Source organism: Natronorubrum sediminis (assembly GCF_900108095.1).
GTDB classification, from domain to species: domain Archaea; phylum Halobacteriota; class Halobacteria; order Halobacteriales; family Natrialbaceae; genus Natronorubrum; species Natronorubrum sediminis.
The window spans coordinates 746193-759200 of record NZ_FNWL01000002.1; the positions used below are offsets into that span (position 1 = coordinate 746193).

The 13008-nt window shown below is 64.4% G+C and carries 13 protein-coding genes and 1 tRNA gene; 7 read left to right on the forward strand and 7 right to left on the reverse strand.

Annotation, left to right across the window (positions count from 1 at the left end; genetic code table 11):
* Nucleotides 1–2: 2 nt before the first annotated feature.
* Together BLW62_RS10970 and BLW62_RS10975 are read right to left on the reverse strand one after the other, a co-directional pair.
* Entirely contained in the window at nucleotides 3–905 is a 903-nt protein-coding gene (locus BLW62_RS10970; RefSeq protein WP_090507079.1) for an alanyl-tRNA editing protein, read from the reverse strand.
* 93 nt (nucleotides 906–998) lie between these two features.
* Nucleotides 999–1529: a helix-turn-helix domain-containing protein gene (locus tag BLW62_RS10975; RefSeq protein ID WP_090507581.1), complete on the reverse strand. Its 531-nt coding sequence runs from the start codon at nucleotides 1527–1529 to the stop codon at nucleotides 999–1001.
* Nucleotides 1530–1670: 141 nt separating this feature from the next.
* Between BLW62_RS10975 and BLW62_RS10980 the strand changes: the two genes are divergently transcribed.
* The 3 genes from BLW62_RS10980 (at nucleotide 1671) to BLW62_RS10990 (ending at nucleotide 3313) form a co-directional block, all read left to right on the forward strand.
* Nucleotides 1671–1755, forward strand: a tRNA-Leu gene (locus tag BLW62_RS10980).
* 232 nt (nucleotides 1756–1987) lie between these two features.
* On the forward strand, nucleotides 1988–2551 hold the full coding sequence (locus BLW62_RS10985) for a DUF420 domain-containing protein (RefSeq protein ID WP_090507080.1): 564 nt from the start codon (nucleotides 1988–1990) through the stop codon (nucleotides 2549–2551).
* 171 nt (nucleotides 2552–2722) lie between these two features.
* Entirely contained in the window at nucleotides 2723–3313 is a 591-nt protein-coding gene (locus BLW62_RS10990) for a methyltransferase family protein (RefSeq protein WP_090507081.1), read from the forward strand.
* A 9-nt stretch (nucleotides 3314–3322) separates the two neighbouring features.
* Here BLW62_RS10990 and purF read toward each other — a convergent pair whose 3' ends face one another.
* Complete coding sequence (gene purF / locus BLW62_RS10995; protein WP_090507082.1) at nucleotides 3323–4795, reverse strand: amidophosphoribosyltransferase; 1473 nt, start codon at nucleotides 4793–4795, stop codon at nucleotides 3323–3325.
* A 260-nt stretch (nucleotides 4796–5055) separates the two neighbouring features.
* On the opposite strand from purF, the gene BLW62_RS11000 reads away from it, so the two are divergent.
* Nucleotides 5056–6834, forward strand: a complete 1779-nt coding sequence (locus tag BLW62_RS11000; protein ID WP_090507083.1) for a MutS-related protein — start codon at nucleotides 5056–5058, stop codon at nucleotides 6832–6834.
* On the opposite strand, the gene BLW62_RS11005 is transcribed toward BLW62_RS11000, so the two are convergent.
* Entirely contained in the window at nucleotides 6835–7419 is a 585-nt protein-coding gene (locus BLW62_RS11005; protein WP_090507084.1) for a DUF6735 family protein, read from the reverse strand. It lies immediately after the preceding gene.
* Between the two features lie 237 nt (nucleotides 7420–7656).
* Here BLW62_RS11005 and BLW62_RS11010 point away from each other — a divergent pair, with 237 nt between their 5' ends.
* Nucleotides 7657–8310, forward strand: a complete 654-nt coding sequence (locus tag BLW62_RS11010; protein ID WP_090507085.1) for an HAD family hydrolase — start codon at nucleotides 7657–7659, stop codon at nucleotides 8308–8310.
* Nucleotides 8311–8335: 25 nt separating this feature from the next.
* On the opposite strand, the gene BLW62_RS11015 is transcribed toward BLW62_RS11010, so the two are convergent.
* Nucleotides 8336–8782 (reverse strand): SRPBCC domain-containing protein, encoded by a 447-nt coding sequence (locus BLW62_RS11015; protein WP_090507582.1) that lies wholly within the window; start codon nucleotides 8780–8782, stop codon nucleotides 8336–8338.
* Between the two features lie 130 nt (nucleotides 8783–8912).
* Between BLW62_RS11015 and BLW62_RS11020 the strand changes: the two genes are divergently transcribed.
* On the forward strand, nucleotides 8913–9935 hold the full coding sequence (locus BLW62_RS11020) for an amidohydrolase family protein (protein ID WP_090507086.1): 1023 nt from the start codon (nucleotides 8913–8915) through the stop codon (nucleotides 9933–9935).
* 116 nt (nucleotides 9936–10051) lie between these two features.
* Nucleotides 10052–10528: a universal stress protein gene (locus BLW62_RS11025; RefSeq protein ID WP_090507087.1), complete on the forward strand. Its 477-nt coding sequence runs from the start codon at nucleotides 10052–10054 to the stop codon at nucleotides 10526–10528.
* A 47-nt stretch (nucleotides 10529–10575) separates the two neighbouring features.
* Here the strand turns inward: BLW62_RS11025 and BLW62_RS11030 are convergent, their stop codons facing one another.
* Complete coding sequence (locus tag BLW62_RS11030; protein WP_090507088.1) at nucleotides 10576–11520, reverse strand: biotin--[acetyl-CoA-carboxylase] ligase; 945 nt, start codon at nucleotides 11518–11520, stop codon at nucleotides 10576–10578.
* Between the two features lie 341 nt (nucleotides 11521–11861).
* The gene (locus BLW62_RS11035; RefSeq protein ID WP_090507089.1) at nucleotides 11862–13001 is read right to left on the reverse strand and encodes an acyl-CoA dehydrogenase family protein; all 1140 of its coding nucleotides are present in this window, start codon (nucleotides 12999–13001) and stop codon (nucleotides 11862–11864) included.
* Nucleotides 13002–13008: the final 7 nt, after the last annotated feature.

Below are 13008 nucleotides of genomic sequence, written 5' to 3' on the forward strand. Positions count from 1 at the left end.
CGTCAGTCTCTCGGTGAGGGTTGCTCACTCGAGGCGTCCAGTCTGTCGATCGTCCGTGGAACGCGATCGAGATCGACACCGAGTTCGTCCGTGACCGCCAGGACGGCGCGCTTTTCGGCCGCTCGACGTTCGATCGCCGCGGGACCGACCGCTAGTTCGATTCGGCTCGAGCCGTCGTCTCGAGTCGTCCGGCCGACGACCGTCACCGGTCCGACTTCGCGCGTGTTCCGGACGTGGGTTCCGTCGCAGGCGGTCACGTCCCACGAGCGGCGCGTGTCAGCGAAGGACGAGCCGTTTCCGTTGCCCGATTCGTCACGGTTACCGATCGTCACGGTCCGAACGCGGCCGCTCTCGACGGCGGCCGCCGTTCGCTCCTCGTCGAAGGTAATTTCCTCGCGCTCGCGGGCGTCTTCGATCGACACGTCGTCCCACGACACCGGCCTCGATTCCCAGACGACGCGGTTGATCGACGCGTCCAGTTCGATCAGCGCCTCGTCGTCGATCGACCCCGTCTCGAGGTCGAGACCCACCGTTTCCTCGCCGATTTCGTGGCCGACGTAGGTCGCCTCGGCTGGCTCGAGGACGCGTCTCGCCGCGCCGTAGCAGATGTGACTGGCCGTGTGAGCGCGCATACAGTACATGCGAAACGACCAGTCGATCGAACAGAGGACGTGATGGCCGGTCCGAAAGGACGGCTCCGTCTCGAGGACGTGGACGTGCTCGCCGTCGACCGTGCGCACGTCGTCGACGGAGACTCCGCCAATGGTTCCGCGATCCGCTGGCTGCCCGTCGCTCGCCGCGTAGAAAAAACTCGTCTCGAGCCAGACACGTCGGCCGTCGATGGCCGTCACTTCGGTTTCGAATCGCGTGGTGTAGGGCTCTCGAGCGGCCCGTTGTCCGATCATTAGAGGGACTCTCTCTGCAGCCATCAAAAGTCTGACTGCCGACTCGCTCGAGTATATCGGGTTCGAAGACGGCTCAACTAGTCGATGCCAGGGTTATTCTGCGAGCGAGACGTCGAGATACTCCTCGAGTGCGTCGATCAAGCGGCCGCCGACGCCGGCTTGCGTCGCCCGACCTTGCTCGACTGCGAGGAGGTCTTTTTCGCGAGCGCCGAGTTCCTCGGCAAGTTCGTCGCGCTGGAGGCCGGCGTCCTGTCGCGCTTCGGTGAGCGTCTCGCCGTAGTCGGTGACGAGATAGGGAAGTGGGTCGTCGTCGTAGTTCGTGCCCTCTTTCTCCCAGTGCTCGGAATCGCCGTCCCAGACGGGATTCGCCTTGGCGACGTTCTGGGCGGCCTTTTGCTTCCGACTCGGTTCGTCGTTCGAGCGGCCGCTTCCCCCGCTTTGTTGTCCGCTGCGCCGACGGGAGGACGATTGCTTCTGGGTGTCGTCGTGTGGCGCACACTCCGAACAGACCTCGAGTTCGGCCCCGGCGACGCTCGCACGTCGAAGCGAGTCGCTCTCGGCACCACAGAGTTCGCAGTTCGTCCCGCTGCCGCCCGATGCGGAACCGGTCGAATACTTAGCCATGGTATCCTTTGGCACCTGTCGCATTTCAAATCACCGCCTCGAGACCAGCCAGTTGCGTGTGACCCCGGCGCAGGCATGGGGACAAAGGAAAGGGCTTTTATAATCACACTGGATACGATTGAGTGCAGAAAGACACAGCGAGCGTGGGTAGCCAAGCCAGGCCAACGGCGCAGCGTTGAGGGCGCTGTCCCGTAGGGGTCCGCCGGTTCGAATCCGGTCCCACGCATCGCACGGGTGGACGATGTCCACCAATTGCGAGGCGGGTTACCGCCGAGCACAACGATGCAGGTGATTTCCCTTCGCGGACATCACCCACGCATAACTTCTGAGGAAAACTACACCGAACAGTGCCAGCGCTGTCGTGTGATCAGTTCGGATCAGTACCGGAACGTGTACTCGAATGGAATTGACTCGAGTGGGACAGTAACCACTAACCCGTCTCGCTCGAAGGTCGATGTATGGAATACGTTTCTCGAGAGCGCGTGGCTCCGCTCACGGCGATTTTGAGCGTCGTCTCGCTCGCGGTCGTCTTCGCGGCTGCGGGTGGGCGAGTGCCGCCCTCGACGGTTCCGGCGGCCCCCGAGTGGGTTCTCGACGCGATTCCCCACGTCAACGTCGCGATTAGTGGGGCCGCAATCGGGACGATCACGCTCGGGTGGCGAGCGATTCGTCGCGGGAACGTCGCCAGACACCGACTCGCGATGCTTGGCTCGTTCGGGCTGTTCGCGAGCTTTCTCACGCTCTATCTCTACCGGCTGGTCGCGACCGGCGGGGCACAGCCGTTCCCGGGCCCCGACATCGTCTACCAGTTCGTCTACCTCCCAATCCTCGCGGTTCACATCCTCCTTGCGATCGTCTGCATTCCGCTGGTGTACTACGCGCTGTTACTCGCCTCGGCGTACCCGATCGAGGAACTTCCGCGGACGAGCCACGCCCGTTTCGGTCGGTACGCGGCGTCGCTGTGGCTCGTCTCGTTCTCGCTGGGAATTGTCGTCTACATCCTCTTGCACGTCGTGTACTGAACGCGCTCGTTCTCATACTCGAGTGAATCGGCCTGCAATTGCTCTCCAGCCGTGTCGCTCGAGACTGTCCCCAGCACTCACACCGAGCGCGGCCTCGCCGAGAAGGCCTAGTTGCTCCACTCGTCGAGTCAGTGATACAACACTTATGCGGGTCGCGGAGAATCGTGTCGTATGCTCCCCGAGATCGGTTCGGAACTGCTGTCAACGGTCGCCCTCCTCGCCGCCATCGGTGTTTGGATCGTTTCGGACTGGTCTATCGCCTTCGCTCACCGCGGAACGGCCGACGACTCGAGAGATCAGGGCTCGAAGTACGCGATCGGCGCAGCCGTCGTTGGAGGCGTCCTCGCGGCCGTCCTGCTCTCGCAGATAGCCCCCAGCCTCAGCGTTCCTGCGCCGACCGTTGCATTCTGGCTCGGAGTAGGGGCGATCCTGCTCGGCGTCGTCCTCAGACAGTACGCTGTTCGCACGCTCGGAGACGGGTTCGACCTCGAGGTGCGCGTCGACGCGGCGGACGAGGTGGTCGATTCCGGTCCGTATCGGTGGGTTCGCCACCCTTCGTACACAGGCGCGCTGCTGTCGCTGGTCGGCGTCGGGATCACCGTCGGAAACTGGCTGAGCATCGCCGTCGCCCTCCTCGCCGGGATCGCGGGCTACGGCTATCGAATTCGCGTCGAAGAACGAGCCTTGCGCGAGACGCTCGGTGAGCGATACGCCGCGTACGCGAACCGGACGCCGTACCGACTCGTTCCCGGCATCTGGTAACGACCGAGGTCAGTCGTCCGCGTGCATCGTTCGGCCCTCGAGTTCGGGCCGCGTGACGTCTCGGTCGGTCGCCTCGCCGTCGATGTCGTAGGGGTACTCCCCGGTCACACAGCCCAGGCAGAGATCGATTCGGTCGTTGCCGAGCACTTCCGCGACGGCGTCGGTCGAGAGGTACGCGAGACTGTCCGCGTTGATGGTGTCGCGAATCTCCGTCGTCGATTTGTCCGAGGCGATGAGTTCCTCGCGGGTGGCCATGTTGATTCCCATGTAACAGGGAGCGACGATTTCGGGTGCACCGATTCGGACGTGGACTTTCTCGGCCCCGCAATCTTTGAGCAGTTGCACGAGTTGTGTCGAGGTAGTGCCACGGACGATACTGTCGTCGATGACGGTGACCGTCTTGCCTTCGATCGTCGATTTGATTGGGTTGAGTTTGAGACGAACCGCGCGCTCGCGTTCGCCCTGAGTCGGCATGATGAACGTCCGTCCGACGTAGCGGTTTTTCATCAGCCCTTCTGCGAACTCGACGCCGTTATCGCTTTCCTCGCGCAGGTCGCCGTCAGCCGTCGTCTCGCTCGCGGCGTCGGCGTACCCCGAGGCGAACGCCCGTCCGGAGTCGGGGACGGGCATCACGACGTCGCTCTCGACGCCGCTTTCCTCCCAGAGCTTGCGGCCGAGGTTTCGGCGCGCCTCGTAGACCAGCGTCTCGTCGATGACGCTGTCCGGGCGCGCGAAGTAGACGTGTTCGAAAAAGCAGTGGGCGGTGTTGTCCTCCTCGACGAGTTGGTAGGAGTCGAAGCCATCGCCGTCCTCTCGCAAGACGACGAGTTCACCGGGTCGCACGTCGCGAACGAGGTCGCCGTCGAGCGTATCGATCGCGGCCGACTCAGAGGCGAGCATGTAGCCGTCCTCGAGTTCGCCGATACACAGCGGGCGGTTACCCTGCGGATCGCGCACGCCGAGTATCGTGTCGTCGTGGCTGATCGCGAGGGCGTAAGAGCCGTGGATCCGCCCCATTGTGCGCTTGACCGCGCGGACGAGGTCCTCCTCGAGTAAGTTGCGCGCGAGGTCGTGGGCGATCACTTCGGTGTCACCGTCGCTCGTAAAGGCGTGGCCGACGGCGGCGAGTTCGTCGCGGATCTCGTCGGCGTTGACGAGGTTGCCGTTGTGTGAGAGCCCGAGCGAGCCGCTCTTGAACGAGACGGAGAAGGGTTGGGCACACGAGGAGTCGACCGAGCCGGCAGTCGGATACCGGACGTGACCGATCCCGGTCGCGCCGTTGAGAACGTCGAGGTCGTCCTCGTCGAACACCTCGCCCACCAGTCCCATGTCGACGTGGCTGTGTTGCTGGAAGCCGTCGTGCGTGACGATTCCGGCGGACTCCTGGCCGCGGTGCTGGAGTGCATAGAGTCCGTAGTACAACGGTCGTGCCGCGTCTCGACCGTCGAGTGAGACGCCGACGACGCCGCACTTTTCGGTCATTCCTGTTCGCCGGGGAGTTTCGCCCCGCCCATCAGTCATGGATGTGTGTAGGCGATCCAGTCGATAAAAATCCCCGTGTTTGTGCCTTCCGACAGTCCCCCACCTCACGGTATTATACACGTTCTTGAACATAAGCGCCAACAGACTGCCACTCGACGTACGGATCTCGGCTTTCAGGCGAGAACGCGTGCGTCTGTCGAGCAACGCTTCTGGTCGACTGATAACACAGTTTCAAGACGGTTGCCCCGAGTGCACCACGTATGCGACTCGAGGAGTACTGGGGTGTCGGGCCGAAGACCCGGGAGACGCTAGTCGAGGAGTTGGGTGCCGAGCGAGCGATGCAGGCCATCGAGGGCGGTGACGTGCGCGCGCTCTCGAATGCGGGACTCGCTCGCGGTCGTGCGACGCGCATTCTGCGTCGGGCGACGGGCGGCGACGGAATGGAGATGCTAGCGACGCGCGATGCTCGCTCCGCGTACAAGGAAGTACTCGACCTTGCCGTCGAACACGCCGTCACGCGACGAGCGGCCGACCGAATCCGCGTGCTGACGCCGCTCACCTCACAGGAGGCCATGGACGACCGACTGGACGACGTACTCGCGGCCCGGAACGCCTGGGGGGCACTCACCGACGAGGACCGCGACGCCGTTCTCGACGCCTACGAACGCTACGACGAGCGAAACGAGAGCGAACGCGCCGCCGTCGAGACGGCATTAGCCTTGCTCGAGGCAGGGGTCGACTCCGGGCCGTTCGCGACCATCGCTGAACTCGAGCGAGAGCGACTCGAGGACGCTGCCGACGCGCTCGCGTCGTTCGACGGCGACCGACAGCGGGTGCAATCGGACGTCGACGACGAACTCGATCGACTCCGCGATGCACTGGGTGCGATCGAAGATATGGACGCGAACGCCCTCGAACTGATCGAGGAACTCCGTTCGGACGGCGTGCGCGACGTCGGGCAGTTCCGCGAGTCCTTCGAGGATCATCTCTTGAGCGAGACTGGCGTGACGATCGAGCAGGTCCACGACGCGATGCCTGCCGACGCGACGGACGCGACGGATTTCGTCGGGAGCACCCTCCGAACGCTTCGAAGCGATCTCACGAGTGCGATCGACGAACGCGAAGCGACGGTCGCGAGCGACCTCGAGGAAACGCTCGAGGAGACCAGTGACGCGACCGACCAGGCCGTTGGCGCGGTCGACGAGATCGCCTTGCACCTCTCGTTGGCTCGGTTCGCACTCGCGTACAACTGCACCCGCCCGGCGTTCGTCGAAGGAGACGGCGCGGTGTCCGTCGTACAGGCCCAGAACCTGACCATCGCTGCGAACGACGATGAGTCGGTCCAATCTGTCACCTACGCGCTCGGCGAACACGCCGTGACCGACGTGTCGGCAGACGTCAACGCCGTTCCAGGCGAGGAACGCGTCACCGTCCTCACTGGAGCCAACAGCGGCGGGAAGACGACCCTGCTCGAGACGCTGTGCCAGGTCGTCTTACTGGCGACGATGGGGTTACCCGTCCCCGCCGAACGCGCGGAGGTGACGCCCGTCGACTCGCTTGTCTTCCACCGCAGACACGCGAGTTTCAACGCCGGTGTGCTCGAGGCGACCCTGAAGTCGATCGTGCCGCCACTGGCGACAGAGGGAAAGACGCTGATGTTGGTCGACGAGTTCGAGGCGATCACCGAACCCGGCAGCGCGGCCGAGTTGCTTCACGGCCTCGTCACGCTGTCGGTCGACCGGAACGCGCTCGGCGTCTTCGTCACGCACCTCGCGGACGATTTGGAGCCGCTGCCGCCGACGGCCCGCGTGGACGGCATCTTCGCGGAGGGGTTGAACCCAGACCTCGAGTTGGAAGTCGATTACCAGCCGCGATTCGACACCGTCGGCCGTTCGACGCCGGAGTTCATCGTCTCTCGATTGGTCGCGAACGCAGACGGGAGGGGTGAACGCGCCGGATTCGAGACCCTCGCGGAAGCCGTCGGAAACGACGTCGTCCAGCGAACCCTGGCCGACGCGCGCTGGAGCGAGAGCGAGTAATCACCACCAATCGCGGACGTCTTCTCGGTCCGACAATCTGGTCTCTTCTTCGGGTCGTCGATCCGGCGGCGAGGCGTACTCTCCACCGTCGACACCTCCTTCGCCGTACGTGTACGCTCTCCCGTCTTCTTCCTCACAGACTCGAGCCTCGAGGTACGTCTGTGCGGCGCGACGAGAGAGCGCACCCATCTCGACGATATCCGCGAGCGTCGTTTTCGTCGCCTGAAACCAGATCCGAACCCGTTCGTCGACAGCGAGCGTGTCCACGGCGACGATCCCGCCGCGACACCCGCCGTGGCTGACGGCCCACTCGAGCCAACAGACTCGGTACGTGGTGGTGCGGTAGTCTTCCCCCGGTGCGACGAGGACCAGTCGCTCGTACGTACAGGGGTCAAGATAGGCGCTCAGAATGCGGTCGCGGGAAACTGCGTGGCCGACCATTTCGGGGTTGATCGAGCCGTCGGCCAGCGGCGTCTCGGCCGTGATCTGCTCGCCGAGCGCGACCCGCTCGCCGCCCCAGTGGCTGTACCTGATATCGTAGCGCTGGTCCGGTCGTCGATAGGCGACGAGTGCTCTATGCCCCATCGACTCCCCTCCGCGTTCGCGAGACGTCCACGGCGTCGGTCCGTGAACGAGCGCCGGCCTGGCTCGGACGGTCCATCACGGGGTCTGGCCGCCCGCCAGTATTTGAACCTACGGATGGCGGGGGTGACCGAACAGCGGAGTCCGCATTCGATTCGATTCGGTTCGATTCGACCGTCTCGACTCGTAGACAATGGGGAAAGGCAGAACTTCGTCGGCGTCGTAGGGAGACGTACGCAGATGGCGACGGCATACGACGCGGTCGTGTTCGACAACGACGGCGTACTGACGACACCGACGGACCGCAGCGCACTGCTCGAGGCGATGGACGAGGCGTTCGACGCGGTCGGCGTGCGCGAGCCACCGGATCACCACCGCGAGACGCTGTTGAGCCCCAGCGTCGACTCGCTCCAGACCATCGCGGACGCACACGACGTCGATCCGCGAACCCTCTGGTCTGCTCGCGAAGAGGCGGCGATCGCCGCCCAACTGGGGGAGATCGAAGCGGGCCGAAAGCGACTCTACGACGATATCGACGCCCTCGAGGACCTCGAGACGCCGACAGGGATCGTCAGCAACAACCAACACGAGACGATCGGCAACATCGTCGACCACTACGGCCTCGACTCGTTCGAAATCTGGTACGGCCGCGAACCGAGCCTCGAGGGAATCGAGCGCAAGAAACCCACGCCACACTACCTCGAGCGAGCGCTCGCGGATCTCGAGGCCGACGACGCCCTCTACGTCGGCGATAGCTGGGTCGATGTCGCCGCAGCGGATGCGGCGGGAGTCGACGTCGCGTTTATCCGGCGGGCGCACCGACGAGAGTACGAACTCGAGCGCGTGCCAACGTACGAAATCGAGGGGTTAGGGGACATTCAGGAGCTACTGTAAGAACTGCATTCCCCTGTCGAGCAAATTATTCTGCTGTGCTGGCTCTTGCCTCCGAACGCGCCTTGACGGCCGCGTTCATCGCCCCGAAGCCGGCTTCGATCGCGTCGGCGTCTAACAACACCGGAACGAGTGCACCCCGGAACGTTTCGCGGTGTAACAACCGCGTTCGCTCGCCGTCGTCGATCGGCTCGAGGTGGAACTCGTGGTAGCCGTCGAAGGCGAAGGGGACGACCAGTCGGCCGAGCCAGACGAGCCGTCGATTCTCTTCGACGGCGACGACTTCCGGCGTGAACGTCATCGCTCGAGCGCCGGGGGGTTCGATCCGGACGCGGAGTCGCTCGCCTTCGCTCGGCGTTCCGTCGATCGCGCGCACAAACGGGTTCCACTCGGGGTAGCTGTCGAACTCGAGGAGAACGTCCCAGACGACGTCGGGCGGGGCGTCGATCTCTTCGAAGACCTCGATCTGGTTCATTAGTCCGGGTATGCGCCACAGTGCCATGCGTGTGTCGCCGTCGCAGGCTGGGACGGCGGCCATAACTCGGATCGGTGACCGACGAACGTAGCCCGAATCGTTGAAGGCGCAGACGACGGAAGAGACGAGTATGGAACGAACGGGGACGATTCTTCGGGGCCGCGAGTTCGAGCCGATCGAGGGCCGAATCGTAATCGACGACGACGGTCGCATCGAAGCCATCGAGGAGACGGCTATCGACAGTTCGGACATTATCCTGCCGTCGTTCGTCAACGCCCACACGCACATCGGCGACTCGATCGCAAAAGAGGCGGGTGGTGGACTCTCGCTCGAGGAACTGGTCGCGCCGCCGGACGGACTGAAACACCGATTGCTCCGACAGGCCTCACCCGAGGAACTCGTCGACGCGATGCGTCGGTCCCTGCAGTTCATGCAGCGCTCAGGGACCGCTGCCTGTCTGGATTTCCGAGAGGGCGGTGTCGAGGGCGTCCGCCACCTCGAGCAGGCTGCAGACGGCCTTCCGATCGACGCACTGTCGTTCGCTCGCGGCTCGATCGACGCCATGCACGCGGGCGACGGCTTCGGCGCGAGCGGAGCGAACGACGCGGAGTTCGGCGACGAACGAGCGGCAACCCGAGAGGCCGACAAACCCTTCGGCATTCACGCGGGCGAAGTCGACGCGAGCGACATCGATCCCGCCCTCGACCTCGAGCCAGAGTTTCTGGTCCACGTGGTCCATCCCGAGCGAGATCACCTCGAGCGCATCGCAGAGCAAGCGGTGCCGGTCGTCGTCTGTCCCCGCTCGAACGTTGTCACGGACGTCGGCCTCTCGCCGTACACGGAGCTGAACGAACGGACGACACTCGCCCTCGGCACGGACAATGTGATGTTAAACTCGCCGTCGATGTTCCGTGAGATGGCGTTTCTGTCGAAGTGCTCGGAGCTGACAGCCACTGAAATCCTTCGGATGGCGACAATCAACGGGGCCGAAATCGCCGGCCTCGAGTACGGACTCCTCGAACCGGGCCGACGCGCTCGCCTGACGATTCTCGACGGCGACTCGCACAATCTCGCGGGGGCGCGCGACCCCGTTCGGGCCGTGGTCCGCCGAGCGGGCGTCGACGACGTTCGAGAGATTCTCCTCGACACGTGAGATCGATTCCGTCCCCCGATTTCTGACGGAAATTCCGTTCTATTCGCTCGAGTGAGGGTCTCTCGACACCACAACAACGTTATTATACTATCGGGAGCTATATGTTCACATATAGCATGTACGACTGCATCCTCGTTCCGACTGACGGATCGCCCGAAGTCGAACGCGCACTCGAGTACGCGTTCGAGTTGGCACAGGTCCACGACGCGACGGTCCGGGCGATTTACGTCGTCAGCGTCGCGGGCTATGGGGGACTGCCCATGGAGACCGCCCTGGAGGGAGTCAGCGGGGCCCTCCGCGACGAAGGGGAAGCAGCCGTCCGCCGAGTAAAGGAACTAGCCCCCGACGGTGTCGAGGTCGAAACGCTGGTCCTCGAGGGGTCGCCGAGTCGCGTCATCGTCGAGCAGGCTCAGCCGGATCGGTGTGACCTCGTGGTGATGGGGACCCACGGCCGTGGCGGCATCGACAGACTCCTGCTCGGCAGCGTGACGGAACGAGTCGTCCGGCGCGCCCCCGTCCCCGTATTGACCGTACAGGTCGATCCGTCCGAATCGGGCGAACAACCAGAACAGCCGTCGCTCGCCGTCGAGTGAGTGTTTCGACACATAAGTCGATTTTCTCGAGTCCCCAAAGCGGCTCCTCAGACGGGACGTAAATGCTCACAGTCGCCGGCAGCGACCGTTTCGTTGCCGTCCGCCGTTTTCACCACGAGGGCACCCGAGTCGGTGATATCCACCGCGTCGCCGACGAGTTCCCCCGACGGTCGGTCCACGCGCACCCGCTGGCCGAGCGTGAGCGCCAACTCACGCCAGGCTGGAACCACGCCCTCCAGGTCGGTTCGGTACTCCGCTAACTCCTCGAGTAGGCGTTGAACGAACCGTCGTCGGTCAACGTCGCCGGCTTCCTCGCGAATCGTCGTCGCCGTTTCGGGGAGGTCGGCGGCATCGATGTTTGCATTGACGCCGATGCCGACGGCGATCCACTCGACGCGGTCCATCTCCCCTTCCATCTCAGTGAGGATGCCCGCGAGCTTTCGGTAGTCGCCGTCCTCGTCGACGGGAACGACGACGTCGTTCGGCCACTTGATCCGGGCGTCGACCCCGGCTTCGCGGGCCGCTCGAGCCGTCGCCACCGATGCCGCGAGCGTGTACAGCGGTGCCTGTGCGGGCGTAATCTCCGGTCGCGTGAGCAGGCTGAGCCAGACGCCGCCCGACGGTGCCGACCACGCGCGCTCGAGGCGACCACGGCCGCCGACCTGTTCGTCGGCTAGGACGGCGACGTCCGTCGCCCCTTCGGCGGCCAACTCGCGCGCACGGTCGTTCGTGCTCCCGATCGAGTCGTGATACTCGAGAGAAACGGCCGCCTCGAGTCCGTACTCGATGGCGGGAGCGTTGTACGCAGTCACGTCGGTGAGTTCGTATCCGCCGGGGCCGCTTTCGATCTCGAAGCCGGCGTCCCGGAGCGCGTCGATCTGCTTCCAGACGGCGGCCCGCGAGATGTCGAGCGAGTCGGCCAACTGGGGCCCCGACACGGGCCCGTCGCCGAGTGACTCGAGGATGGCGCGTCGCGTCTCGTTCGTGGTCATGGACTCGAGAGGGGCGCGCTCGTACTTCAATCGGCGGGATTCGAAGCCAATCGAACCACGTGCGGTGGCGCGCGCTGAACGGCGGCGAACGTAATCGAGTCGCGAGCGAAGCGAGCTACGAGCCGAGTGAGACGCCGTTCAAAATTGCGCGAGGATGAGTGAGGGAGCATTGCGACTGAGCGAATCGGCTGGGGAGTGCGAGGCGTGAATGGAGTGAGCGCCTCGAGGGTGCGAACGGGGAACGAAGTGATCCGTGAGCAACGTGGCAATCATCGCTGCCAGCGCGAGCAGCGTATCTGCGTCACCAGTACGCTTGCAGAAACGGAGACGGATAGCCTCGCCTAGAGCAACTGATCGGCGATGATCCCCTTCTGAATCTCGCTCGTCCCGTCGTAGATCTTCGTGACGCGAGCGTCCCGGTAGAACCGCTCGACCGGATGGTCCGTGACGTAGCCCGCGCCTCCGTGAACCTGCAGCGCCTCGTCGGTGACCTCGACCGCACGTTCGCTCGCGAACAGCTTCGCCATCGAGGCGAGTCGCGTCGCCCGATCGGTGTCGCCTGACTCGAGGCTCGCCGCCGCGCGATACGCCAACGACCGACCGGCCTCCACGCTCGTCGCCATCTCGGCGAGTTTGTGCCGAATCCCCTGAAACTCCGCGATCGGCTGATCGAACTGCTCGCGCTCGTTTGCGTACGAGATCGCCTCCTCGAGCGCCGCCTGGGCTACCCCGGTCGCCTGCGCGGCGACGTCGACTCGAGCGGGCGCGAAGAACTCCATCAGCTGGTAGAACCCCCTATCGACCTCGCCGACGACGTTTTTCTCCGGAACGCGAAGGTCGTCCAGCACGATCTCGGCGGTGTCTTGCGCCTTGATCCCCAGCTTGTTCGTGATCCGCGTCGCGTCGTAGCCGTCGACGTCGGTCGGGGTGAGAAACGCGGTGATCCCGCCGTGACCCTGCTCCGGCGAGGTTTTGGCCATGATGATCGCCACGTCCGCAACGGTGCCGTTCGTGATCCACATCTTCTGGCCGTCGATCACCCATTCATTCCCATCCTTTTCAGCACGGGTTTCCATCCCGGCCACGTTCGAACCATGTGCGGGTTCCGAGATTCCGGTCGCGATCGGCGTCTCTCCGGCCGTCACCTTCGGCAGCCACTCCTCGCACATCCACTCGTCACCGTACTCGAGGAGCATCCCGGTCCCGAAATCGGCCGCGGCGATCGAGCCGCCGACGCCGGGATCGGCGCGCCATAGTTGCTCGGTGACGATGGCCGTTGAAATCGCGTCCATCCCGGCCCCGCCGTACGACTCCGGGACGTGGGGCGCGACGAGGTCGAGGTCGGCCGCGTCCGACAGCAGATCTGCAGGATACCGCTGGTCGGCTTCGTACTCCGCCGCGACAGGCCGGATCTCCTCGGAGCCGAACGTCCGAACCGCGTCGCGGATGGCTTCCTGCTCCGGTGTAAGGTGAAACGACATACCCTAC